At 63.3% G+C, this 22429-nt stretch carries 24 protein-coding genes and 1 other RNA gene; 7 read left to right on the top strand and 18 right to left on the bottom strand.

The window, feature by feature from the left end:
• Nucleotides 1-16: 16 nt before the first annotated feature.
• Together A985_RS0122625 and A985_RS0122620 are read right to left on the bottom strand one after the other, a co-directional pair.
• The gene (locus A985_RS0122625; protein ID WP_017235660.1) at nucleotides 17-649 is read right to left on the bottom strand and encodes a 2-hydroxychromene-2-carboxylate isomerase; all 633 of its coding nucleotides are present in this window, start codon (nucleotides 647-649) and stop codon (nucleotides 17-19) included.
• A 106-nt stretch (nucleotides 650-755) separates the two neighbouring features.
• Nucleotides 756-1172: a CopD family protein gene (locus tag A985_RS0122620; protein ID WP_026132307.1), complete on the bottom strand. Its 417-nt coding sequence runs from the start codon at nucleotides 1170-1172 to the stop codon at nucleotides 756-758.
• A 301-nt stretch (nucleotides 1173-1473) separates the two neighbouring features.
• Between A985_RS0122620 and ruvC the strand changes: the two genes are divergently transcribed.
• The 3 genes from ruvC (at nucleotide 1474) to A985_RS0122605 (ending at nucleotide 4252) form a co-directional block, all read left to right on the top strand.
• Nucleotides 1474-2016 (top strand): crossover junction endodeoxyribonuclease RuvC, encoded by a 543-nt coding sequence (ruvC, locus tag A985_RS0122615; protein ID WP_017235658.1) that lies wholly within the window; start codon nucleotides 1474-1476, stop codon nucleotides 2014-2016.
• A gap of 142 nt (nucleotides 2017-2158) precedes the next feature.
• A complete protein-coding gene (gene ruvB, locus A985_RS0122610) occupies nucleotides 2159-3229 on the top strand; it encodes a Holliday junction branch migration DNA helicase RuvB (RefSeq protein ID WP_026132306.1) in 1071 nt (356 codons plus the stop codon).
• Between the two features lie 36 nt (nucleotides 3230-3265).
• Nucleotides 3266-4252 carry an oxygenase MpaB family protein gene (locus tag A985_RS0122605; RefSeq protein ID WP_083902410.1) on the top strand — a complete coding sequence of 329 codons (987 nt, stop codon included), beginning with the start codon at nucleotides 3266-3268 and terminating at the stop codon, nucleotides 4250-4252.
• 103 nt (nucleotides 4253-4355) lie between these two features.
• Here A985_RS0122605 and A985_RS26700 read toward each other — a convergent pair whose 3' ends face one another.
• The 4 genes from A985_RS26700 to tyrS all read right to left on the bottom strand — a co-directional run bounded on the left by A985_RS26700 (nucleotide 4356) and on the right by tyrS (nucleotide 7702).
• Entirely contained in the window at nucleotides 4356-5057 is a 702-nt protein-coding gene (locus tag A985_RS26700; protein ID WP_051060347.1) for a histidine phosphatase family protein, read from the bottom strand.
• Nucleotides 5058-5127: 70 nt separating this feature from the next.
• The gene (locus tag A985_RS0122595; RefSeq protein WP_017235654.1) at nucleotides 5128-5754 is read right to left on the bottom strand and encodes a YbhB/YbcL family Raf kinase inhibitor-like protein; all 627 of its coding nucleotides are present in this window, start codon (nucleotides 5752-5754) and stop codon (nucleotides 5128-5130) included.
• Nucleotides 5755-5937: 183 nt separating this feature from the next.
• A complete protein-coding gene (gene dtd, locus A985_RS0122590) occupies nucleotides 5938-6405 on the bottom strand; it encodes a D-aminoacyl-tRNA deacylase (protein ID WP_017235653.1) in 468 nt (155 codons plus the stop codon).
• Between the two features lie 52 nt (nucleotides 6406-6457).
• Nucleotides 6458-7702 carry a tyrosine--tRNA ligase gene (gene tyrS / locus A985_RS0122585; RefSeq protein ID WP_017235652.1) on the bottom strand — a complete coding sequence of 415 codons (1245 nt, stop codon included), beginning with the start codon at nucleotides 7700-7702 and terminating at the stop codon, nucleotides 6458-6460.
• A 199-nt stretch (nucleotides 7703-7901) separates the two neighbouring features.
• On the opposite strand from tyrS, the gene A985_RS0122580 reads away from it, so the two are divergent.
• Together A985_RS0122580 and A985_RS0122575 are read left to right on the top strand one after the other, a co-directional pair.
• Nucleotides 7902-9272, top strand: coding sequence for a M23 family metallopeptidase (locus A985_RS0122580; RefSeq protein WP_017235651.1), 1371 nt, complete (start codon nucleotides 7902-7904; stop codon nucleotides 9270-9272).
• A gap of 93 nt (nucleotides 9273-9365) precedes the next feature.
• The gene (locus A985_RS0122575; protein WP_017235650.1) at nucleotides 9366-10514 is read left to right on the top strand and encodes an anhydro-N-acetylmuramic acid kinase; all 1149 of its coding nucleotides are present in this window, start codon (nucleotides 9366-9368) and stop codon (nucleotides 10512-10514) included.
• A 99-nt stretch (nucleotides 10515-10613) separates the two neighbouring features.
• Here A985_RS0122575 and erpA read toward each other — a convergent pair whose 3' ends face one another.
• The 4 genes from erpA to rplM all read right to left on the bottom strand — a co-directional run bounded on the left by erpA (nucleotide 10614) and on the right by rplM (nucleotide 13138).
• Nucleotides 10614-10979, bottom strand: a complete 366-nt coding sequence (gene erpA, locus A985_RS0122570; RefSeq protein ID WP_017235649.1) for an iron-sulfur cluster insertion protein ErpA — start codon at nucleotides 10977-10979, stop codon at nucleotides 10614-10616.
• A 97-nt stretch (nucleotides 10980-11076) separates the two neighbouring features.
• On the bottom strand, nucleotides 11077-12120 hold the full coding sequence (gene argC / locus A985_RS0122565; RefSeq protein WP_017235648.1) for an N-acetyl-gamma-glutamyl-phosphate reductase: 1044 nt from the start codon (nucleotides 12118-12120) through the stop codon (nucleotides 11077-11079).
• 183 nt (nucleotides 12121-12303) lie between these two features.
• Nucleotides 12304-12699, bottom strand: a complete 396-nt coding sequence (gene rpsI, locus A985_RS0122560) for a 30S ribosomal protein S9 (RefSeq protein ID WP_010805092.1) — start codon at nucleotides 12697-12699, stop codon at nucleotides 12304-12306.
• A 10-nt stretch (nucleotides 12700-12709) separates the two neighbouring features.
• The gene (gene rplM / locus A985_RS0122555; RefSeq protein ID WP_010805091.1) at nucleotides 12710-13138 is read right to left on the bottom strand and encodes a 50S ribosomal protein L13; all 429 of its coding nucleotides are present in this window, start codon (nucleotides 13136-13138) and stop codon (nucleotides 12710-12712) included.
• Between the two features lie 637 nt (nucleotides 13139-13775).
• Here rplM and A985_RS0122550 point away from each other — a divergent pair.
• Nucleotides 13776-14198 carry an OsmC family protein gene (locus tag A985_RS0122550; RefSeq protein ID WP_026132304.1) on the top strand — a complete coding sequence of 141 codons (423 nt, stop codon included), beginning with the start codon at nucleotides 13776-13778 and terminating at the stop codon, nucleotides 14196-14198.
• An 88-nt stretch (nucleotides 14199-14286) separates the two neighbouring features.
• On the opposite strand, the gene rnpB is transcribed toward A985_RS0122550, so the two are convergent.
• The 3 genes from rnpB to pyrC form a co-directional block, all read right to left on the bottom strand.
• An RNA gene (gene rnpB, locus A985_RS27255) (RNase P RNA component class A) lies at nucleotides 14287-14696 on the bottom strand.
• A 123-nt stretch (nucleotides 14697-14819) separates the two neighbouring features.
• Complete coding sequence (locus tag A985_RS0122545) at nucleotides 14820-15602, bottom strand: DUF3025 domain-containing protein (protein ID WP_017235645.1); 783 nt, start codon at nucleotides 15600-15602, stop codon at nucleotides 14820-14822.
• A gap of 44 nt (nucleotides 15603-15646) precedes the next feature.
• Nucleotides 15647-16684: a dihydroorotase gene (gene pyrC / locus A985_RS0122540; protein ID WP_017235644.1), complete on the bottom strand. Its 1038-nt coding sequence runs from the start codon at nucleotides 16682-16684 to the stop codon at nucleotides 15647-15649.
• Between the two features lie 194 nt (nucleotides 16685-16878).
• On the opposite strand from pyrC, the gene A985_RS0122535 reads away from it, so the two are divergent.
• Entirely contained in the window at nucleotides 16879-17709 is an 831-nt protein-coding gene (locus A985_RS0122535; RefSeq protein ID WP_017235643.1) for a class II glutamine amidotransferase, read from the top strand.
• A 74-nt stretch (nucleotides 17710-17783) separates the two neighbouring features.
• On the opposite strand, the gene A985_RS0122530 is transcribed toward A985_RS0122535, so the two are convergent.
• The 5 genes from A985_RS0122530 to A985_RS0122505 all read right to left on the bottom strand — a co-directional run bounded on the left by A985_RS0122530 (nucleotide 17784) and on the right by A985_RS0122505 (nucleotide 22395).
• Complete coding sequence (locus A985_RS0122530) at nucleotides 17784-18509, bottom strand: amino acid ABC transporter ATP-binding protein (RefSeq protein WP_017235642.1); 726 nt, start codon at nucleotides 18507-18509, stop codon at nucleotides 17784-17786.
• On the bottom strand, nucleotides 18506-19186 hold the full coding sequence (gltK, locus tag A985_RS0122525) for a glutamate/aspartate ABC transporter permease GltK (RefSeq protein ID WP_017235641.1): 681 nt from the start codon (nucleotides 19184-19186) through the stop codon (nucleotides 18506-18508). The genes A985_RS0122530 and gltK overlap by 4 nt, the downstream gene beginning before the upstream one ends.
• A complete protein-coding gene (locus A985_RS0122520) occupies nucleotides 19186-19926 on the bottom strand; it encodes an amino acid ABC transporter permease (protein ID WP_017235640.1) in 741 nt (246 codons plus the stop codon). Before A985_RS0122520 ends, gltK begins: the two co-directional genes overlap by 1 nt.
• Before the next feature lie 109 nt (nucleotides 19927-20035).
• Complete coding sequence (locus A985_RS0122510; RefSeq protein ID WP_017235638.1) at nucleotides 20036-20944, bottom strand: glutamate/aspartate ABC transporter substrate-binding protein; 909 nt, start codon at nucleotides 20942-20944, stop codon at nucleotides 20036-20038.
• 164 nt (nucleotides 20945-21108) lie between these two features.
• A complete protein-coding gene (locus A985_RS0122505) occupies nucleotides 21109-22395 on the bottom strand; it encodes a Glu/Leu/Phe/Val dehydrogenase (protein ID WP_017235637.1) in 1287 nt (428 codons plus the stop codon).
• Nucleotides 22396-22429: the final 34 nt, after the last annotated feature.

The raw sequence follows: 22429 nt of genomic DNA, 5'->3' as shown, positions 1-22429 counted from the left end.
CGTTCGGTATGCCGGATCAGCGCCGAGTGCCCTGAGCGTCGGCAAAAGCCCGTTCGAGAAAATCGAGGCGGTCCTGGCCCCAGTAGGGCTGGCCGTCGAACACGAACCACGGCGCGCCGAAGACGCCGGCGCGTTCGGCGTCGTCGGTGTTGGCGTCGTAGGCCGCCTGCACGCCGGCCGTCTTCGACGCCGCGAGCAGCGATGCGCCGTCGAGCGACAGGCTGTCGGCGATCGCCTGCAACGTTGCCTCGTCGGCGATGTTGCGCTCCTCGGCCCACAGCGCCGTCGAAATGGCCGCCGTCAGCGCGAGCGCCTTGTCCGTGCCATGCGCGAGCTGCGCGGCGACGATCAAACGCGCCGCCGGATCGCCCGCCACCGGAAAGTACTTCGGTTCCAGGTTGAGTGGCACGCCGAGATAGCGGGACCAGCGCGCCAGCTCGACCAGACGATACGCTTGGCGCTGCGGCGCACGCTTGGCCAGCGGCAGGGCGCCCGAGCCGGCGAAGATGCCGGCGAAGATGCGCCCGATATCCATCGGCTTCAACTGGATCTGCACGTCGTAGCGACGTGCCAGTTCGACAAAGCGGGCCTGCCCCATGTAGACATAGGGCGACGGCGGCGCCACGAAATAATCGCAGGTCAGACTCACGGCAGACTCCTCTCGGGTATTGGTGGTGGGCGCGGGTGGGCGCGCGATGGTGCGGTGGCCAGTGCTGGCGATGTGCGACGACGTGGGTGAAAAATGATCCGGCGCGTCAGAACGGCTTGACGACCACGAGGATCACCGCCGCGAGCAGCGCCAGCACCGGAAATTCGTTGAAATAGCGATACCAGCGATGCGAATGTGTGTTGCGACCGGTTTCGAATTTGCGCAGCAGACGGCCGCACGCATGGTGGTACCCCAGCAGCAACACCACGATGAGCAGCTTGGCGTGCAACCAGCCGCCGTAGCGTCCGATCCCGTAGTACAGCCAGAGGATCAGTCCGAAAGCGAGCGCGGGCACCGCCAGTATCGTCATGAAGCGATAGAGCTTGCGGGCCATGAGCAGCAGGCGCTGCGTGGCAGCGGGATCGCTCTCCATCGCGAGGTTGACGAAGATGCGCGGCAGGTAGAACAGGCCGGCGAACCACGAGGCGACGAAAACGATATGGAGCGCTTTGATCCAGAGCATCGGGGACGGGCGGCCCGCACGCAGGCCGTCGAATATTTTGAACAGCAAACAATGTACAACAATCCGTCGCGCCGCGAAGGGCAACGTCCCGCGCATTCAGGCTCGGGCACCGCGACAAATCGACGCGACGCGGCCCGCGGCGTTATCGCGCACCGGGTTGTCATCCGCTGGGGTGCAGCGTCATCGCGTCTCACCCGATGAAACACACCTTGAGCGACGCCCTCGCGCGGCTGTGCCAGAATACGGGCCATATTGGCGTCTTCGCCCCGCATCGGTCGGTTTTCCGATCATTGGCCCCCGCATGAGAATTCTTGGCATCGACCCCGGGCTGCGTGTCACTGGCTTCGGCGTGCTCGAAAAGCACGGCAACCGTCTGCAGTACGTGACGAGCGGCGTCATACGCACCGGCGAAGGCACACTGCCCGCGCGGCTGCGCATCATCTTCGAGAGCGTGGCGGAACTGGTCGACACCTATCGGCCCGATCAGGCGGCCATCGAGAAGGTGTTCGTCAACGTCAATCCGCAATCCACGCTTCTGCTTGGACAAGCGCGCGGCGCGGCGATCACAGCGCTGTCGGTCGGCGGGCTCGAGGTCTTCGAATACACGCCGATGCAGCTCAAGCAAGCGGTGGTCGGCTACGGACGCGCCCGAAAGGAGCAGGTCCAGGAGATGGTCACCCGTCTGCTCACGCTCACCGGAACCCCCGGCAAGGATGCGGCCGACGCGCTGGGCGTCGCCATCTGCCATGCGCACAGCGGCGAGACGTACTCGGCACTGGCCGGCGTCGCCCCGACCCTTGCGGCCAAGGGCCTGCGCGTGCGGCGCGGTCGTCTGGTCGGCTGAGCGGCACCACCGCCGTTGCGGTTGCGGTTGCCCTTACGCGTGCGCTTGCCGTGGCGGTTGCCATCACGGTCATCGTCGTACGTCGCGGCATACCGTGCTGCCTCACGCCGGCAAGCGACGTCCGAAGCGCTACAATGCAGCCATGATCGAAACCGACAAACTCGCCGCCGAGCGCATCATTGCGCCGACCCCGGCCTCGCCTAACGAAGAAGCCTTCGAGCGCGCGCTGCGTCCCAAGCTGCTCGACGAATATGTCGGTCAGCGCAAGGTGCGCGGCCAGTTGGAGATCTTCATCGAGGCCGCGCGCAAGCGCTCGGAACCGCTCGACCACGTGCTGCTGTTCGGGCCGCCGGGCCTGGGCAAGACGACGCTCGCCCACATCATCGCCCGCGAAATGGGCGTGCATTTGCGCCAGACGTCGGGGCCCGTGCTCGAGCGCCCGGGCGACCTCGCCGCGCTGCTGACCAATCTCGAAGCCAACGACGTGCTGTTCATCGACGAAATCCACCGGCTTTCGCCCGTCGTCGAGGAAATCCTGTATCCGGCGCTCGAGGATTACCAGATCGACATCATGATCGGCGAAGGCCCTGCGGCGCGCAGCGTCAAGCTCGATCTGCAACCGTTCACGCTCGTGGGAGCGACCACGCGCGCCGGCATGCTGACGAATCCGCTGCGCGACCGCTTCGGGATCGTGGCGCGTCTGGAGTTCTACACGGCCGAAGAACTGACCGGCATCGTACGCCGCTCGGCCGGCCTGCTGGGCGCGGCCATCGTCGACGACGGCGCTTTTGAGATCGCCCGCCGCGCGCGCGGCACGCCGCGTATCGCCAACCGGTTGCTGCGGCGTGTGCGCGACTACGCCGAAGTGAAGGCCGACGGGCGCATTACCGCCGCCGTGGCCGACGCCGCGCTCTCGATGCTCGACGTCGATTCGGTCGGCCTCGACGTGATGGACCGCAAGCTGCTCGAAGCCGTGCTCCACAAGTTCGACGGCGGCCCCGTGGGCGTGGACAACCTCGCCGCCGCCATCGGCGAAGAGCGCGACACCATCGAAGACGTGATCGAGCCGTACCTGATCCAGCAGGGCTTCCTGCAACGCACACCTCGCGGGCGCGTCGCGACACTTGCCGCGTATCGTCACTTCGGACTGGCCGCCCCTGGCAGTGCGCCGGACAGCAGCTCGCTCTGGTCGCCCGACGCCACCGGCAAGTGAAACCTGCCGCTTTGACATCGCCACACTGAACCTCGCATGTCCTCGCACGACGACCTCCCGACACCACCTCCGGCAACGCCCTTGCGGCCTGCCGGGCCGGTCGTGGGCGTGTCGGGACGTGTGCGGCACGCCATTGCGATGCGGCTGGTGAGCCTGACCTCAGGCCCCGGCGCTCCACGACTGAACTACGACACCCCGGCTGGCGACCCCGGCCTGTTCGGCCCGGACGCCGCCTGCTGGCATGTGCATGGAGACTTCACGTCGATGATGATCGGCGGCATCAGCGCGCTGCTGATGCAGTCGTTGCACCCGCTCGCGATGGCCGGCGTCTGGGATCACTCGACCTTCCGACAGGACGTGATCGGCCGTCTGCGCCGCACGGCCACATTCATCGGCGGCACGACGTTCGGCAATACCGCCGACGCGCAGGCGCTGCTTGAGCGGGTGCGACGCATCCACCTGCAGGTCAAGGGCGTCGCCCCCGACGGGCGCCCCTACGCCGCTTACGATCCGGATCTGCTGACGTGGGTGCATGTGGCCGAGACGTCGAGCTTCCTGCGCAGCTATCTCGTCTACAAGGATCCGGCGTTCGCCCGAAGCGAGCAGGATCGTTATTACGCGGAAGTCGCGCGCATTGCGGTGGCGCTCGGCGCTCGCGACGTGCCGACGAGTGTCGCGCAGATCGACGACTATCTCGCGGCCATGCGCCCGGCCTTGTGCGCGAGCGAGCGCACCGACGAAGTCGTGCGTGTGTTGCGCAATCTGCCCGCGCCGTTCACAGGCGCGCGCCTGTTCAGCGGCGTGTTGTTTCGCGCAGGCATCGATTTGCTGCCCGACTGGTCGCAGGCGATGCTCGGCTTCGGGGAAGGGGCGACGGTACGTCGCCTGACGGTGCGGCCCGCAGTGCGTCACATGGCGCAGGTCGCCCGATGGTCGATGCGCAACAGCGTGGCGCACCGCGCGCGACGTCGCGCATTGGCGACGCCCGATGTTGTCGTCGTGCAGTCATCGCTGGAACGCTAGGCACGTCTGCGTCACGGCCCTTAGCGGATTTGGCAGACTTAGCGGACTTAGGTGACTTAGCGGCCTTACACGCCCCGACGTGCTGACCCGACCGGCCAGCCTGTCACACCACGCGCGGATCGACGCGATCCATGGCGGCAGCGCCCTCCGGCCTGTCGTTGCTTTCGTCTCGCACGGCGGCGTCCAGATGCGCGACATCCCCCCAACACAGCACTTGCCAGCGCTGGCCATCGTAGGCCAGGCGGTTCACGCTCGCATTGAGCAGCGGATAGGCTCGCGGCTCGGTCAATGCAAGCCGCGTTGCGAGCCGATAGCAGCAATCGAGCACGCCGCCATGCGCCACCAGCGCCAGATGCTTGCCCGCATAGTCGTGCAGCAGTTGCGCGACGGACTCGGTGATACGCGTGTAGAAACCTCGCGTGGACTCGCCGCCGGGAATCACGAAATCGGGATCGCGGCTCTGCCAACGCGCATAGTCTTGCGGAAATTCCGCCTGGATCTCGTCCGGCACACGGGTTTCGAAGACCCCGTAGTGACGCTCCCGCAAACTCGCGGTGCGCACCAGCGGCAAACCGCACGCGCGCGCGACGGGTTCCGCCGTCTGCACCGCTCGCTGCAAATCGCTCGTAAGCACGTGGTCGAAAACGCGCCCGCGCGCCGCCACCTCGCGTTCGATACGCTGTCCCAACAAGACCGCCTGATGCTCGCCCTCGGTCGAGAGCGGGATATCGGTGTGGCCTTGAATCCGTTTGGCGCGGTTCCAGTCAGTCTCACCGTGGCGAATCAAAGTCAGGGTCGTGGTCATGCCGGTCATCGATGCGATTGCTTGTTACGTGTGGCGTGAGTCAAAGCGAGCGGAGGCAAACGGCGCGCAGTCAGGCCAGCGCCGGATTGAGCGTGTAGGTGCCGGTCACGCGCGCCTGCCCAAGCACGTGTGGCTGAATCGCCGCGAGCACGTCGTCGCCCCCGAAACGGCCGTCGAGCGGCACACGGGCGATATCGAGCGCGTACACGGTGAAGTGGTAGTGGTGCACGATCGTGTCATTCCACGGCGGGCACGGGCCATCGTAGCCGTAGTAATCGCCGCGCATGCCCTCGTCGCCCGCAAACCAGGCGGTGTAGTCGTTGACGCCGTGACGCATGCCGTCGAGCGCGTCCGGGCCGAACTTGCCGCGCGGCGTAACGTGGTTGCTATGGCTGGCCGCCGGGATCTCGGACACCGACGCCGGCACGTCCACGAGCACCCAATGATAGAAATCGACGCGCGGCAGCGTCGCCGGCACTTCGCGACCTTCCTGGTTGACGTCGTCGCCCTGGCTCGGTACGTCGCTATCGGTGCAGATCACGACAAACGAACGGGTACCGGCCGGCGCATCGGACCACGCCAAATGGGGATTCTTGTTCTGCGACAGCGCCACGTGCGCCTGTGCATCCGGTTTGCCGAAGGCGAACTGTTCATCTATCGCCGCATTGTCGGCAAACGAGTCACTCCAGACTTTCATCGGTTTCTCCCAAGCATTGTCGTTTCGGAACTCGACGACGGTATCACACCGATGCGAATCGCGTGCGGGCCATCCCCCACAACCGGACGATTCCGAGCAATTTTCGGGATAGGCCCTGGGCGGATGCGGCCGGCGGCGCAGATAACGCGCGGTATCGGCAGCACACGCCGCCCACCCCGAACGTCAACCGGCGTCGGGACGCGTCTGAAGCCAGAACGTGACCGGTCCGTCGTTCACGAGCGAGACGCGCATGTAAGCGCCGAATTCGCCCGTTTCCACGATCGGATGGCGCGCACGCGCCTGCGTCACGAAATGATCGAAGAGCCGCTTGCCGTCGGCCGGACTGGCCGCCGGGGTGAAGCTCGGCCGGGTACCGCTGTGGGTGTCGGCCGCCAGCGTGAACTGCGAGACGAGCAGCAAGCCGCCAGCCGCGCCGTTGCCGTCGAGGCTCGACACGCTGCGGTTCATCTTGCCCGCCTCGTCCGAGAACACGCGATAGCCGAGCAGCTTAGCGAGCAGCTTGTCCGCGCTCGCTTCGGTGTCGCCGCGCTCGGCGCACACGAGGGCGAGCAGGCCCGGACCGATGGCGCCCACCGTGCGGCCATCGACCGTCACGGCGGCTTCGAGCACCCGCTGGATGAGCGCGATCATCGGCTGACCCGCGCCTGCAGGCGCCACATCAGCGGCGATCGGGCGGCGACGCTCAAGCGAGCGTCACGCGCGCGAAGCGGCGCTTGCCGACCTGCACGACATAGGTGCCGGCGTCGATCTTCGCGCCCTTGTCGGACACGGCCTCGCCGTCGATCCGCACGCCGCCCTGCTCGATGTTGCGGTTGGCTTCCGACGTCGACGGCACCAAGCCCGCCTGCTTGAGGAGCTGAGCGATCCCCAGCGGCGCGCCTTCAAGGGAAACTTCCGGAATGTCGTCCGGCACACCGCCCTTGGCGCGCGCGTTGAAATCCTCGAGCGCGCGCTCGGCATCGGCTTGCGAGTGGAAGCGCGCCACGATCTCCTGCGCGAGCAGCACCTTCACGTCGCGCGGATTGCGCCCGCCTTCGACGTCCTTGTGCAATTGGGCGATCTCGTCGAGCGTACGGAACGAGAGCAGCTCGTAGTAACGCCACATCAGATCGTCCGAGATACTCATGAGCTTGCCGAACATCTCGCTCGGCTTCTCGCTGATGCCCACGTAATTGGCCTTGGACTTCGACATCTTCTCAACGCCGTCCAGTCCTTCCAGCAGCGGCATCGTCAGAATGCACTGCGGCTCCTGGCCGTATTGCTTCTGCAATTCGCGGCCCACGAGCAGGTTGAACTTCTGGTCGGTCCCGCCGAGTTCCAGATCCGACTCCAGGGCCACCGAGTCGTAGCCTTGCATGAGCGGATACAGGAATTCGTGGATGGCGATCGGCACGCCGCCCTGGAAACGCTTGGTGAAGTCCTCGCGCTCGAGCATGCGCGCCATGGTGTAGCGCGACGCGAGCTTGATCATGCCGTCCGCGCCCAGCTTCATCGACCATTCGCTGTTGTAGCGAATTTCGGTCTTGTTACGGTCGAGCACCAGCGCGGCCTGCTCGAAATAGGTCTTGGCGTTCGACTCGATCTGCTCGCGGGTGAGCGGCGGACGCGTGCTGTTACGGCCCGACGGATCACCGATCAGTGACGTGAAATCGCCGATCAGGAAGATGACCGTGTGCCCCAGATCCTGCAACTGGCGCATCTTGTTGAGCACCACGGTGTGGCCGATGTGGATGTCGGGCGCCGTCGGGTCCAGTCCCAGCTTGATGCGCAGCGGCTTGCCGGTCGCTTCACTGCGCGCCAGCTTCTGGAGGAACTCCTCTTCCACGAGCAGCTCGTCGCAACCGCGCTTGGCGATCGCCAGTGCGGCCCGCGCGGCGTCGGTCACGGGATACTTCTTTTCCGAGGTGAGTGCGTGTTCACTTGTCATAACATCATTGTCCAGACTGGTTCAGGGTTTCCCTTGAGCAGTCAGTAAAGGCGAAGGCCGCGGTAGCTCTGCTATAATCGCGGCTCAATTCTCGGCTCGGGCCGAAGCGACGCCGGGTTGCCCCGGAATTCCGACAGGCAATCTCGAAGCGTGCCGCTCCGCCCGGGCTTTTTTTGTAAGTTGCGCAGAATTTTACGTGATGTGGCCAAAACTCCGTGATTTTTTTGCGCGTGAACTGCTGACGCTGATCGATCCCACGCAGCCCAAGCACCGTCGCAGGAAGGTGCAAATCGTGGCAACGGTCGGTTCTGCCCTGACGTTGGGAATGGTGACCGCTTTCGGCGTGGCACCGATGGTGCCCGACGCGGCCCGCAACGGTGTGAGCGTGACATTGCCGCTCACCTTCCCCGACCTGGCCAAACAGATTCAGCAGCTCGACGCGCAATCCCAGACCTTTATTCATCAAGTGGCCCTGCGCCGCGGCGAAACCCTGGGCGACATGCTCTCGCGGTTGTCGATCCAGGACCCCGCGGCCGAGCGGTTCATTCGTGAGAACGCCGTCGCTCGTCGCCTGATCGGCGTGCCTCCAGGGAATGTCGTGCAGGCCGAGACCGACGACGACGGCAAGCTCGTCTCGCTCTCCACCGTGTTGTCCAACGGCAGCACTGCGGCCCAGCAACTGGTGATCGATCGCAACGACGGCGGTCGCCTGCGCGCCCGTATGGAGCAGCTTGCCAACGATACCGAATGGGCCATGCGCTCCGGTGCCATCGCGGGCAATTTCTTCACGGCGATGGACGATGCGGGCGTGCCCGATGCGGTCGTCGCGCAGATGGTGAACATCTTCTCCGGGGTGATCAACTTCCAGCGTGACGTTCGCCGCGGCGACCGCTTCCGCCTCGTGTACGAGGTGATCAAGCAGCAGGATCGCACCGTGCGCACTGGCCGTGTGCTGGCGATCGAGTTCATCAATCAGGGCAAGACGCACCAGGCCATCTGGTACGCCGATCCGAAGGGCGCGCCCGAGGGCGCGTACTACGGCTTTGACGGTCGCAATCTGAAGCAGGCTTTCCTGCGCACGCCGGTCGAATTTTCGCGGATTTCGTCGGCCTTCGGCGGTCGCGAGCATCCGTTCCAGCACAAGTGGAAGCAGCACGAAGGCGTGGATCTCGCAGCGCCTATCGGCACGCGCGTGTTTGCAGCCGGCGACGGCGTGGTCAAGTTCGTCGGAAAGCAAAACGGTTACGGCAATCTGGTCGAGATCGATCACTCAGGCAATTACCAGACGCGTTACGCCCACCTGTCCGGCTTCGGCCAAGGCATGAAGCCCGGTACGCGTGTCACCCAAGGCCAGGTTATCGGCTTCGTCGGGCAGACGGGCTGGGCCACCGGCCCGCACCTGCACTATGAACTGCGCTTCAAGGGTGTGCCGCTCAACCCGTTCTCAACGGACGTGGCGGCGGTCGCGCCGCTCTCGGGTCCGCGCCTGAAGCTATTCGACATGTACGCCGAGAACCTTCTCAAGCGCATCGATCTGATGCGCACCGTGCAGGTCGCCGAGCGCGATTGAGGTATGCTGGAGACCGCACTGTGCGGGGCGATAGGTGACTCACCTGCGCGCCCTCCCGGTGCGGATTCGATTTCTCCGGCCCCCGCTCCGCCCATGACCGACACCGCTCGCCACCTCGACGCCCCAGCATCCCCCTCCCATTTCATCGGCCTGATGTCCGGCACCAGTCTCGACGGTGTCGACGGTGTGCTTGTCGCGTCAGGCAGCGGGCAGGTGCTCGCAGAAGCCTATCTCCCTTTTCCGGGCGATCTGCGTGAAACGTTGATGGTGTTGCAAGCGCCCTCGGAAAACGAGCTGCACCGGGAAGCGCTGGCGGCGAACGCATTGGTAAGCGTCTATGCGGACTGCGTGCGCGAGCTGCTCACGGCGGCCGGATTGCCGGCGTCCGCTATCGCTGCCATCGGCGCCCATGGGCAGACGATCCGCCACCGTCCGGGCGAGTTCGATGGAATCGGTTATACGCGCCAACTCAACGCGCCCGCACTGCTCGCGGAATTGACCGGCATCGATGTCGTCGCAGACATTCGCAGCCGGGATGTCGCCGCCGGCGGCCAGGGCGCACCGCTTGTGCCCGCCTACCATCAGGCGGTGTTTTCGGATGCCGGGCAAACGCGCGTCGTCTGCAATCTCGGCGGCATCAGCAATGTGACGATTCTGCCGGCGGCCGCATCCGGCCAGCCCGTCTGCGGCTTTGACTGCGGCCCGGGCAATGCACTGCTCGATGGCTGGGCCGCCCGTCATCTCGGAACCTCGTATGACGACGCAGGCGCCTGGGGCGCCAGCGGACACGTCGACGAGGCCTTGCTGGGCACGTTGTTGAGCGAGCCTTACTTCCGTCAGACACCGCCGAAGAGCACCGGTCGCGACCTGTTCCACGCGAACTGGCTGGATGCCCGACTGGCGGCCGCTCCGGGCGTGTCGCCGGTGGATGTCCAGGCCACGCTCGTCGCGCTGACCGCGCAGTGTGTCGCCGACGACGTGTTGCGTTACGCGCCCGACTGCAAAGGGTTTTACGCCTGCGGCGGCGGAACGCGCAATCGTGCACTCATGCAAGCCATCGCGGCGCGTTTGCCGGGTGTGACCGTCGCGACGACCGAGGCGCTCGGCGTACCGCCGCATCAAGTCGAGGCCCGCGCCTTCGCCTGGCTCGCGCAACGTTGCCTGGTCAGGCAACCGGGGAATCTTGCATCCGTCACCGGCGCGCACGGCCCTCGCATTCTCGGCGCGATCTATCCGCACTGAGCCAGGCACACCCATCGCACCAGGAAATCGACGGAGCAATAAGAAAGGGCCCTTGCGGGCCCTGTCTCGTACTGCATCCAGATACGGATTTCGTGCGGCTCAGACCGAGAACGAAGAACCGCAGCCACAAGTCGTGGAAGCGTTCGGGTTCTTGATCACGAACTGCGCGCCGTTGATGTCTTCCTTATAGTCAATCTCGGCGCCGACGAGGTATTGATAGCTCATCGAGTCGATCAGCAGCGACACGCCGTTCTTGTCGAGCACGGTATCGTCTTCGTTGACGTCTTCATCGAAGGTGAAACCATACTGAAAGCCGGAGCAACCGCCGCCCTGCACGAAAACGCGCAGTTTCAGCTCGGCGTTGCCTTCCTCGTCGATCAGTTGCTTGACCTTGTCCGCGGCGCTGTCGGTAAAGACCAGGAAAGCGGGCATTTCCGTGACGGCGGCCTCAAGCGGTGCGTTCATCGCAAATCTCCAAAAATCGGTTCGGTACCATTCTAGTCTCTATTCCCAGATTGTGCCGACGGCAGAAAAATCAAGGGCTTAGAGACCATAAATACCGTTACGGCAGTACGGGAATATGGGTCAGCCCCATGTTCTCCGGCAAGCCGAACATCAGGTTCATACACTGCACGCCCTGACCGGACGCACCCTTGACCAGATTGTCCTCGACGACGAGGATCACCAGCGTATCTTCATTGCCCGGACGATGCACCGCCATACGGACATAGTTCGATGCGCGCACCCAGCGCGTTTCCGGCATCGAGCCGGCCGGCAGCACGTCCACGAACGGCTCGCCGGCGTAATACGTCTCGAACAGCGCCTGGAAATCGGTGTCGCGCGCTTCGGGCAGGATCGTCGCGTAAAGCGTCGAGTGGATGCCGCGAATCGTGGGCAGCAGGTGCGGCACGAACGTCAGGCCCACGTCGTAGCCCGCGATCGCCTCGAGACCCTGCTTGATTTCCGGGTGATGACGATGGCCCTTCACGGCGTAAGCCTTGAAGTTGTCGGCCGACTCCGCGAGAATCAGCGACGTCTCACCCTTGCGACCCGCACCGCTCGCCCCTGACTTGGCATCGGCGATCAGGTGCTTGGGGTCGACCAGCTTGCGACCACCGGCAAACAGCGGCGCATAGCCTAGTTGCACGGACGTGGGGTAGCAGCCCGGCAGACCGATGACGCGGGCGCTCTTGATCTTGTCGCGGTTGATTTCGGGCAGGCCGTAGACGGCTTCTTCGAGAATGTCGGGGCAAGCGTGGGGCATGCCGTACCACTTTTCGAACGTGGCGATATCTTTCAGGCGGAAATCCGCCGCCAGATCGATCACGCGCACACCGGCGGCGAGCAGCTCACGCGCTTGCGCCATGGCCACGCCGTGCGGCGTGGCGAAGAACACCACATCGCAATCGGTCAGGCGGGCGTCGTCGGGCGTGCAGAACGCCAGGTCGACACGGCCTCGCAGGTTCGGATACATATCGGCGACCGGCGTACCCGCTTCCTTGCGCGAGGTGATCGCCGTCAACTTCACTTCCGGGTGCTGTGCCAGCAAACGGAGCAGCTCCACACCGGTGTAGCCGGTGCCGCCTACGATACCTACCTTGACCATGTCCTACCCCTTTCAATCGGAACCGCGATTCTATCAAGCTTCCACGACACGTGTGGGACGGCAACGCGCCTGACACCTGCGCAAGTCACACGCGCCAAAGGCGACGCACAATAGAAAAAAGGCCGCACGAGGCGGCCTTTCCTTGCATCCGCCAGAGGCCGATGCGAACAAGCACTCGGGCGATTAACGCTTCGAGAATTGCTTGCGACGGCGAGCCTTGTGCAGACCCACCTTCTTACGTTCGACTTCACGGGCGTCGCGCGTGACGAAGCCAGCGGTCGACAGCGTCGGCTTGAGCGTCGCGTCGTAGTCGATCAGTGCGCGGGTGATCCCGTGACGAACCGCACCGGCCTGACCCGTTTCACCGCCGCCGGACACGTTGACCTTGATGTCGAACGTTTCAGCGTGGTTGGTCAACTCGAGCGGCTGACGAACGATCATCAGCGACGTTTCGCGAGCGAAGTACTCTTTGATCGGCTTGCCGTTGACGACGATGTCGCCCTTGCCAGCCTTGATGAAGACGCGAGCAACAGCGCTTTTGCGACGGCCGGTGCCGTAATTCCAATCGTTTTTGAACATGGCGTGGCCCTTAGATCTCGAGCGACTTCGGTTGCTGCGCTTCGTGCGGATGGTTACCGTCGGCGTAAACCTTCAGCTTCTTGATCATCGCGTAGCCCAGCGGACCCTTCGGCAGCATGCCCTTCACGGCCTTCTCGAGCGCACGGCCCGGGAAACGCTCTTGCATTTTGCCAAACGTGGTTTCGTAGATACCGCCCGGGTAACCCGTGTGACGGTAGTACTTCTTGTCGGTTTGCTTTGCGCCCGTAACTTTCAGCTTGGCAGCATTGACGATGATGATGTAATCACCCGTGTCAACGTGCGGCGTGAATTCCGGTTTGTGTTTGCCGCGCAGACGGCGTGCCACTTCGCTGGCGACACGGCCGAGGACTTTGTCCGTCGCGTCAATCACAAACCATTCGCGCGTCACCTCTGCCGGCTTAGCGGAAAACGTCTTCATGATCGATCCAAATAAAATACATTTGCCCAATTAACATCAACTTCCTGCTTGTCTGCCGGCCGCGTCCTCGCGATTTGCATCGCATGGCGCAGTCCTGTGCTTGCAGGCTCTCCCTGATGTATCTTCCGTGGGCATTTCCGGAAAAGCCGTTGATTATACAGAAAAAACCACTCGTCGGTAAACAGCGTTTCCCGACGCACAAAAAAAAACCCGAACCTCATGGGTCCGGGTTAAATCCACCAAAGGAGGAGGGTGGAGGAGACACTGGCAGAATTGCTGTGAAGCACAACAACCAATGACTGCAGTCTAGCAAACCCGATGGTGCGATGCAAGAAAATTTATAGTGCGAAATCAACAACCATAATGCGGAATGGCCGGAAGATGAGGGACTGACAATTATCTACATTAAAATCAAATGGTTACCATCAAAAAACCTTACGTAACAACGCGGCCAGTAGAGTCCAACATCTAACTTTAGGGTTTATCCGCCTGAAACCACGATCAAAAAAGCGCCAATATTGCGACGCAGCAACCCGTGCTGCCCAGGTCGGCATCCCAAGGTCGCGTTGAGCGTCGTACGCGCCTTAGCGGAAGCCGTTACAATTTTCGCTTGAACGGGATATCGGGGTTTCGGAATATGGAATGCAAGGTGAGTTGGATGGGCCAGGACGGTATGGCTTTCGTCGCCCAGACGGGAAGCGGACACATCGTCGCGATGGACGGTGCCCCAGAGGGTGGCGGTCACAATCAGGCGCCGCGTCCGATGGAAATGCTGTTGGTTGGCACGGGCGGATGTACGGCGTACGACGTCGTGCTGATTCTCAAGAAGAGCCGGGCCGAAGTGAAGGATTGCAACGTCACGCTCAAGGCCGAGCGGGCCAGCGAAGATCCGAAGGTCTTTACCAAGATTCACTTCCACTTCACGGTGACGGGGCGCAATCTGAACCCCGCCACGGTGGAGCGCGCGGTGACCCTCTCTCACGACAAGTACTGCTCGGCGTCGATCATGCTCGCGAAGACGGCGGAGATCACCCATAGCGTCGAGATCGTCGAAGGCTGAGAATCGCTCGGTCCGGCCATGGCTCGCCGACACGATGACGTTGGAAACACAAAAGGCTCCCAGCGGGAGCCTTTTGTGTTTTGTTCGGATGCAGAGCCGGCCGATAAGCCGGATTCTGTGAACGCGACTCGCGCCGCGCCTGACAATCATTCCTCTAGGCGACGCATCACTGCGCCGCTCAAGCTTCCTACCCGCAGGCTCCCGGGGGCCCCGTTGCCGGCATCCGCACGAGGCGCATGCCGTTCACCTGCCTATTTGGAATTGCTCCGGGTGGAGGTTACCGTGCCGTGTGCGTTGCCGCACGCCGCGGTGCGCTCTTACCGCACCGTTTCACCCTTACCTGATCCGCCTGGCTTGCGCCAGGGGCCATCGGCGGTCTGTTCTCTGTTGCCCTGTTCCGCGTCTCACGACGGATGGCCGTTAGCCATCACCCTGCCCTGTGGAGTCCGGACTTTCCTCCCCCTCCCAAAGGGAGGCGGCGATTGTCTGGCCGACTCTGCGGGCCGAAGTGTACCACGCGTGCCGCCGTGCCGCCGCCGTTCCGCCGCCCTGCCCCTGCCCTACTTCAGCGCCTGACTCTGCCCAACGTCCGCCCTCCTGGCCCACGCGCCACCGAGACACTCAGCTCGTCCGACGCCGGCCAGGCCGGAAGACCGAGGTGTCCCGATAATAGGCGGGGTCTTGGTTGGCCGGCCACCAATCGGGGATGCCCAACACCGGCAAGGGGGCGAAGTCACGTGTCGTGAGCGGCCCATTGGCGAGCCCCGGCGCGATCCGGGTGTCGAGCCAGGCGCGGCGCGCATTCGGTGTCCAGTCAAAGTAGGCGTGTGGCACGTCCACGATCCACGCGTGCGCGGTCACTGCCGGGTACGGGGCAACGAGCTTCTCCAGCAACGCATGCCCGAAAGGCTGCACCTCGCAGGCGCGCCCCCAATCGGCACGCCGTGCAACGAAGAGCGTGTGCCAGTCGAACGCCCGAAGCGCCCCGCCCAGCGCAGGGTCGCTACACGCGAAGAGGACGGCATTTTCGTCGAAGAGGGTGGCGGCATCGCGCGTGGCACCGCGCGTGGCTTGCACACCGTCGACGGCGATGGCGGCGGCCTGACGAGCGTTGAGCGCCGCCTTGCCTCGCGGATAGGCCAGCCAGATCAGCGCATTGAAGAAGTCATGCAGATTAAGGCGCGTCGGCACCCCGCCTGTGTCCGCGATGAAGGCCTCGTAGGCGGTGTCGGCGGGAAGCGCCTGTGGGGCGACGAATCGCAACGCCCGCCCCCGCCCACTCACCTGTCCGGCCGCCGCCGCTTGCGCCGACAGCGCCTCGCGCCAGTCGGCGCCCGCCAAGGCGTCCCGTCCCCGCTCGGCGACCGCGTCGAACCAGGGCGCGTGCCAGTCGATCGCCGGCAAGCCTGTCCGCGTGGACGCCAAAGGCGCCGACGCGTCCTCTGGACTCACCCCCTGAACTTCCAGCCGATGACTTCGCCGCCGCGCAACGGCACCACGGTCGCATCGCCCATCGGCAGTGCCGCCGGCAGTTCCCAGTCTTCACGCACCAGGGTGATCTTGTCGCTATTGCGCGGCAGTTCGTAGAAATCCGGGCCGTGGAAGCTGGCGAAGCCTTCGAACTTGTCGAGCGCGCCGGCCTTGTCGAACGCCTCGGCGTACAGCTCTACCGCGTGCAGCGCCGTGTAGCAGCCGGCGCAGCCACAGGCGGCTTCCTTCGCTTCGCGTGCGTGCGGGGCACTGTCGGTACCGAGGAAGAAGCGCGGACTGCCGGACGTAGCCGCCTTCACGAGCGCGTCGCGATGCGTCTCGCGCTTGAGCACCGGCAGGCAGTAGTAATGCGGACGAATACCGCCCGTGAAGATCGCGTTGCGGTTGTACAGCAGGTGATGCGCGGTGATCGTGGCGGCGATGGGGCCGTCGGCCTGTGCGACATACTCGGCGGCGTCCTGGGTCGTGATGTGTTCGAACACCACCTTGAGGCCCGGGAAATCGCGGCGCAGCGGCGACATCACGCGGTCGATAAAGACCTTTTCACGATCGAAGATGTCGATGTCGGCGCTCGTCACCTCACCGTGCACGAGCAGCGGCATGCCAACGTCCTGCATCGCTTCGAGCGCCCCGCGGCACTTGGCCAGATCGGTCACACCGGCGTCGGAGTTCGTCGTGGCGCCGGCGGGGTAGAGCTTCACCCCATGCACGAAGCCCGATGCCTTCGCGCGACGGATTTCGTCGGCGGCCGTGTTGTCGGTCAGATACAGGGTCATGAGCGGCTCGAACGCATTGCCGGCCGGGCGCGCCGCGAGAATACGCTCGCGATACGCGGCGGCGAGTTCGGTCGTCGTGACCGGCGGCTTGAGGTTCGGCATGATGATCGCGCGCCCGAACTGGCGGGCGCTGTCGGGCAGCACGCTCTTGAGCACGTCGCCATCGCGCACGTGCAGGTGCCAGTCATCGGGGCGGGTGATAGTCAGTTCGTTGATCATGGGCGTTTTCCGGGAGCTGGGGGAGACGGCAAGCCCATGAGACCGTCGCCGCGCGGTGACGCGTCGGCGCGACGGACCGATTGGGCGGCAATGTACGTACACAGGGGCCAGTGCTATGCTTGTGCAACCCCATATTGTACTGGTTGCGGCGCTCCGACACGACGTGCGCAACCCATCTTCGATTGACCCGCCCCATGTGCCAACTGCTCGCAATGAATTGCGCGGAACCGACCGACATCACGTTCTCATTTACCGGTTTCGCAGCGCGTGGAGGCGGTACGGATCACCACGCGGACGGCTGGGGCATTGCATTCTTCGAAGACAAGGCCTGCCGGCTGTTCATCGATCACCAGGCCGCCGCGAACTCGCCCATCGCCGAGCTGGTGAAGAAATACCCGATCAAGTCCAAGAACGTCATCGCGCATATCCGCAAAGCGACACAGGGCATCGTTGAGCTGGAGAACTGCCACCCGTTCCAACGCGAGCTATGGGGACGCCACTGGATCTTCGCGCACAACGGCGATCTGCATGACTACGATCCGTTTCTCTCGGGCGTCTACCAGCCCGTGGGGACGACCGACAGCGAGCGCGCCTTCTGCGACATCATGCAGGGCCTGCGCAAGCGCTTCCCCGGTTCGCAACCGCCACTCGACGAGTTGTTCCATGCGGTCGAGGACATTACGCGCACGATCACGCGCCACGGCGTATTCAACTTCGTCCTCTCGAACGGCCAGGCGCTGATCGCGCACTGCTCGACACGGCTGCACTTCATCGCCCGCCAGTGGCCGTTCACGAAGGCGCATCTGATCGACGCCGACTGGGAAATCGATTTTTCCAAGTTCACGACGCCGGCCGATCGCGTGGCGGTGATCGCCACGGCACCGCTCACCGACAACGAAGTCTGGACGACCTTCGCACCGGGTGAGTTGATTCTGTTCGAGAAGGGGGGGCCGTCGCTGCGCACCGTCGTGCCGATTCCCGAAGCCGTTCGTCTGCGCAACGAGCAGAACACTGCCTGCCAGTAAGCCCGCGACGACGCCGACGAGCATAAAAAAGCGTGCCCGAAGGCACGCTTTTTTCATTCCACCCGCACCAACGATCAGTGCAGGATCTTGGCCAGGAAGTCCTTGGCGCGGTCCGACTTCGGATTCGCGAAGAACTCGTCCTTCTTGTCGTCTTCGACGATGATGCCTTGATCCATGAAGATCACACGGTTCGCGACCTTCTTGGCGAAGCCCATTTCGTGCGTAACCACCATCATGGTCATGCCTTCCTGCGCCAATTCGACCATCACGTCGAGCACTTCGTTGATCATTTCCGGGTCGAGCGCCGAGGTCGGCTCGTCGAACAGCATGGCGATCGGGTCCATGCACAGGGCGCGAGCGATGGCCACGCGCTGCTGCTGACCGCCCGAGAGCTGGCCCGGGAACTTGTGGGCATGCGCCGTCAGGCCCACGCGCTCCAGCAACTTCAGGCCCTTGACACGGGCGGCGTCCTTGCTGCGACCGAGCACCTTGACCTGCGCGAGCGTCAGGTTTTCGGTGATCGACAGGTGCGGGAACAATTCGAAGTGCTGGAACACCATGCCTACGCGCGAGCGCAGCTTGGCCAGGTTCGTCTTCGGATCGGCGACCGATGTGCCATCGACGATGATCTCGCCTTGCTGGATCGGCTCCAGACCGTTGACGGTCTTGATGAGCGTGGACTTGCCCGAACCCGACGGGCCGCACACCACCACGACTTCACCCTTCTTGACTTCAGTGGAGCAGTCCGTGAGCACCTGGAACTGGCCGTACCACTTGGAGACGTTTTTAAGGGTAATCATTTCGCCAACCTCTTCTGAAGACGTTTAACCGACATCGAAACCGTGAAGCAGATCACAAAGTAGACCGCTCCGGCAAACACAATCATTGCGGGCAACGTGCCGTCACGCTGGCCCACCTGGTACGCCATGCCGAAGAAGTCGGCCAAGGCGATCGCGTATACGAGCGAGGTGTCCTGGAACAGAATGATGCCCTGGGTCAGCAACAACGGCACCATGTTGCGGAACGCCTGCGGCAGCACCACGAGCGCCATCGCCTGCCAGTACGACATGCCCAGCGCGTAGGCGGCGGACATCTGGCCCCGCGATACGCTCTGGATACCCGCGCGAATGATTTCCGAATAATACGCCGCTTCGAACAGCGAGAACGCGACGAGTGCCGAGACCATCCGGATGTCCCAGGTCGGCGGCACATCGAGCACCGAACGCAACACCTGCGGCACGATCAGGAAGAACCACAGCAGCACCATCAGCAGCGGAATCGAGCGGAACAGGTTCACGTACAGATCCGCAAACCATTTCAGCACGGTCACGCCCGACAGACGCATCATCGCGAGAATCGTGCCCCAGAGGATGCCCACGACCACGGCGAGCACCGTGATCTGCAGCGTGGTGATCATGCCCTTGACGAGCAGCGGCATCGCGTCGATAGCGCCGCCCCATGCGAAGATCTCACCCATTATTTGCCCCCGATGTAGCCCGGCAGGCGGGTCTTGGCTTCGATGAAGCGCATGAGCACCAGCACCGCGACGTTGATGATCATGTACGCGATCGTCACAGCAATGAAGGACTCATAGCTATGCGCCGTGTAATCGATGAGCTGCTTGCCCTGCCCGGTCAGTTCGAGCAGGTTCACCGTCGAGATCACGGCCGAGTTCTTGAAGATGTTGACGAATTCCGAGGTGACCGGCGGAATCACCACACGGAAGGCCACCGGCAGCAGTACGAAGCGGTACGTCTGCGGGAGCGTGAGCCCCATGGCCAGACCGGCGCTCTTCTGGCCCTTGGGCAGGGAATTGATACCGGAGCGCACCTGCTCACACACCCGGGCCGCCGTAAAGAGCCCCAGGCCGATCACGCCGGTGAGCAGCGAGACGCTCGCCGGATTAAGCGCGAACAACCACGTACGAACCGATTCCGGCAGGAAGTCGGGCGCCACGTAGTACCAGAAAAACAACTGGATAAGCAACGGGATGTTCCGGAACAACTCGACGTAGGCCGTCGCGAAGCCGGATATCCATTTGTTGGGGATGGTGCGCATCACGCCGAGCACGGAGCCCACGATGAGCGCAATGATCCAGCCGCCGAGGCCAACTTCAAGCGTGAGCTTGAAGCCCGAGAGCAACCACCCGAAATAGGTCGTCCCCTCGCCCGTTGCCACAGGCTGGAAGAAAAAACTGAAATCGAGACCGAGAGCCATGATCTCCCCTTTTCTACTTGTCTTGCTTAAAAAGAAGCGGAAGGATTGGCTCCTTCCGCTTCGGCATTACGCACTGATGGTGCTCGGCGACTCGTGAAGCCTGCGAGGCTTACTTGGCGCCTTGAACGTCAGCGTGGTCGTTCGGCGACTTCCACAGCGCGGCCATCTCGGCCGACGGGGGGAAGTCCATATTCACGCCGCCCAGCGCAGCGATCGGCTGCTGGAACCACTTGGCGAAGTCCTTCTGCGCCTGGCCCGACTTCTGGTAATCGGCAACGGCCTTGTCCACCAGCTTCTTGAAGGCCGGATCGTCCTTGCGCATCATGCAGCCGTAGGCTTCATACGATTGCGGCTTGCCGACAATGCTGTAGTCCTTGGCGTCCTTGAACTTGGCGCGCTCGCCCGCGAGCAGGGCGTCATCCATCATGAACGCGACGGCACGGCCCGAGTGCAGCGTGATCGCGGCTTCTCCGTGGTCCTTGGCGCTGATGATGTTCATGCCCATGTTGTCCTTCTGGTTCATCTCGCGCAGCAGACGCTCGGAGGTCGTGCCCGCCGTGGTCACGACGTTCTTGCCCTTGAGGTCGGCGAAGTCCTTGATGCCCGAGCTGTTCTTCGCCAGCAAACGCGTGCCGATGATGAAGAACGTGTTCGAGAACGCTGCCTGCTTCTGACGCTCGGCGTTGTTCGTGGTCGAACCGCACTCCATGTCGATCGTGCCGTTCTGAACCAGCGGAATGCGGTTCTGAGACGTGATCGGCGTCTGCGTGACCTTCAGGTTCGGCAGCTTGAGTTCCTTCTTGACTTCGGCCACGACGGCCATCGCCACATCATTGGCATAGCCAACGACATTGTGGTTATTGTCATAGAACGAGAACGGAATCGAGGATTCGCGGTTACCCAGCGAGATGACGCCGGTGTCCTTGATTTTCTTGAGCGTACCGGTTTCCTGCGCCTGGGCAGCACCTGCCATCAAGCCAACACAGCACATCGCCAATGCAATTTTCGAGAGGGTCATTCTTTAGTCTCCTTGGCAAAAAACAGATGCATTTTAGCACCGCATTTGCCCATTTTTTTATTATCGAATGTTCGGAACGTACGTCTTTCTTAACGCAAATCGCCCCGAACATTCTGTTTTACGCATTATTGCGTATTACTACTTAGCCGGACAGCACCGCCTGATCAGGGGTACAGACCGCGCATCTCACGGGCTTGCAGAATACGGGTACACGCCACGATGAATGCGGCAGTACGCAGCGAAACCTTATGCTCCTGCGCCACATGCCACACGCCATCGAACGCTTCGCGCATGATGCGCTCCAGACGGTGGTTGATCTCTTCCTCGGTCCAGAAGAAGCTCGAGAAATCCTGCACCCACTCGAAGTACGAGACCGTCACGCCGCCGGCGTTGGCCACCACGTCCGGCACGACAAGAATGTTCTTGCTGCGCAAGATGTCGTCGGCCGCCGTCGTCGTCGGGCCATTGGCCCCTTCGACCACGATCTTCGCGCGGATCTTGTCGGCGTTTTTCTCGGTGATCTGGTTTTCGAGTGCCGCCGGAATCATGAACTCGCAGTCCAGCGACCAGAACTCGTCGTCCTTGATGGTCTCAGCCGCCGGGAAGCCGCCCACGCCGCCGGTTTCGGCCACGTGCTTGAGCAGGTTCGGCACGTCGAGGCCGTCGGACTTGTAGATCGTACCGGTGTGATCTTGCACGCCGATGACATGCGCACCCGCCTCGTGGAACAGACGGGCGGCAATGCCCCCCACGTTGCCGAAGCCCTGTACCACCACGCGTGCGCCGCGCACGTCGAGTCCCAGGCGGCGGGCCGCCTCGCAACTCACCACGAACACGCCGCGGCCCGTGGCTTCACGACGGCCCAGCGAGCCGCCCAGCGAAATCGGCTTGCCGGTCACCACGCCGGTGGCCGTGGACCCCTCGTTCATCGAGTAGGTATCCATCATCCACGCCATGATCTGCTCATTGGTGTTGACGTCCGGCGCCGGAATATCCTTCGTCGGCCCGATAATGATGTTGATTTCGCTGGTGTAACGACGCGTCAGACGCTCGAGTTCTCCGCGCGAGAGCTTGCGCGGGTCGACACGAATGCCGCCCTTGGCGCCGCCGTAAGGCACGTTCACCGCTGCGTTCTTGACCGACATCCAGGCCGACAGCGCCATGACTTCGGACAGCGTGACGTCCTGGTGAAAACGCACACCGCCCTTACCGGGGCCGCGCGACGTATTGTGCTGGACACGATAGCCCTCGAAATGGGCGATGGTGCCATTGTCGAGTTCGATCGGGCAGTCGACGATCAGGATGCGCTTGGGACGCTTGAGGGTTTCGACCCAGCGCGACAGCGTGCCCAGGTAAGGCGTGACGCGGTCGACCTGTTGAAGGTAGTTGCCCCACGGACCGAGATCATCGGCCTGCAGGTAAGAAGGCAAGATATGTGACGTTTGCGACATTATGGAATTCTCCGGCTTCAATCTGCGCCGCACG

The organism is Pandoraea sp. B-6 (assembly GCF_000282835.1).
GTDB classification, from domain to species: domain Bacteria; phylum Pseudomonadota; class Gammaproteobacteria; order Burkholderiales; family Burkholderiaceae; genus Pandoraea; species Pandoraea cepalis.
This window is presented reverse-complemented; position numbering and strand designations above follow the sequence as displayed.

What these genes read in the sequence shown, in the direction of transcription:
- A985_RS0122605 (WP_083902410.1), top strand. Translation starts at nt 3,266, where the DNA reads ATGTCCTCGCACGACGACCTCCCGACACCACCTCCGGCAACGCCCTTG.
- pyrC (WP_017235644.1), bottom strand. Translation starts at nt 16,684, where the DNA reads ATGATCAACGAACTGACTATCACCCGCCCCGATGACTGGCACCTGCAC.
- rpsI (WP_010805092.1), bottom strand. Translation starts at nt 12,699, where the DNA reads ATGTTCAAAAACGATTGGAATTACGGCACCGGCCGTCGCAAAAGCGCT.
- A985_RS0122580 (WP_017235651.1), top strand. Translation starts at nt 7,902, where the DNA reads ATGTGGCCAAAACTCCGTGATTTTTTTGCGCGTGAACTGCTGACGCTG.
- A985_RS0122620 (WP_026132307.1), bottom strand. Translation starts at nt 1,172, where the DNA reads ATGCTCTGGATCAAAGCGCTCCATATCGTTTTCGTCGCCTCGTGGTTC.
- A985_RS0122530 (WP_017235642.1), bottom strand. Translation starts at nt 18,509, where the DNA reads ATGATTACCCTTAAAAACGTCTCCAAGTGGTACGGCCAGTTCCAGGTG.
- A985_RS0122575 (WP_017235650.1), top strand. Translation starts at nt 9,366, where the DNA reads ATGACCGACACCGCTCGCCACCTCGACGCCCCAGCATCCCCCTCCCAT.
- A985_RS0122510 (WP_017235638.1), bottom strand. Translation starts at nt 20,944, where the DNA reads ATGACCCTCTCGAAAATTGCATTGGCGATGTGCTGTGTTGGCTTGATG.
- tyrS (WP_017235652.1), bottom strand. Translation starts at nt 7,702, where the DNA reads ATGACAAGTGAACACGCACTCACCTCGGAAAAGAAGTATCCCGTGACC.
- argC (WP_017235648.1), bottom strand. Translation starts at nt 12,120, where the DNA reads ATGGTCAAGGTAGGTATCGTAGGCGGCACCGGCTACACCGGTGTGGAG.
- A985_RS0122520 (WP_017235640.1), bottom strand. Translation starts at nt 19,926, where the DNA reads ATGGCTCTCGGTCTCGATTTCAGTTTTTTCTTCCAGCCTGTGGCAACG.
- ruvB (WP_026132306.1), top strand. Translation starts at nt 2,159, where the DNA reads ATGATCGAAACCGACAAACTCGCCGCCGAGCGCATCATTGCGCCGACC.
- A985_RS26700 (WP_051060347.1), bottom strand. Translation starts at nt 5,057, where the DNA reads ATGACCACGACCCTGACTTTGATTCGCCACGGTGAGACTGACTGGAAC.
- A985_RS0122505 (WP_017235637.1), bottom strand. Translation starts at nt 22,395, where the DNA reads ATGTCGCAAACGTCACATATCTTGCCTTCTTACCTGCAGGCCGATGAT.
- A985_RS0122535 (WP_017235643.1), top strand. Translation starts at nt 16,879, where the DNA reads ATGTGCCAACTGCTCGCAATGAATTGCGCGGAACCGACCGACATCACG.
- erpA (WP_017235649.1), bottom strand. Translation starts at nt 10,979, where the DNA reads ATGAACGCACCGCTTGAGGCCGCCGTCACGGAAATGCCCGCTTTCCTG.
- ruvC (WP_017235658.1), top strand. Translation starts at nt 1,474, where the DNA reads ATGAGAATTCTTGGCATCGACCCCGGGCTGCGTGTCACTGGCTTCGGC.
- rplM (WP_010805091.1), bottom strand. Translation starts at nt 13,138, where the DNA reads ATGAAGACGTTTTCCGCTAAGCCGGCAGAGGTGACGCGCGAATGGTTT.
- A985_RS0122550 (WP_026132304.1), top strand. Translation starts at nt 13,776, where the DNA reads ATGGAATGCAAGGTGAGTTGGATGGGCCAGGACGGTATGGCTTTCGTC.
- gltK (WP_017235641.1), bottom strand. Translation starts at nt 19,186, where the DNA reads ATGGGTGAGATCTTCGCATGGGGCGGCGCTATCGACGCGATGCCGCTG.
- dtd (WP_017235653.1), bottom strand. Translation starts at nt 6,405, where the DNA reads ATGATCGCGCTCATCCAGCGGGTGCTCGAAGCCGCCGTGACGGTCGAT.
- A985_RS0122595 (WP_017235654.1), bottom strand. Translation starts at nt 5,754, where the DNA reads ATGAAAGTCTGGAGTGACTCGTTTGCCGACAATGCGGCGATAGATGAA.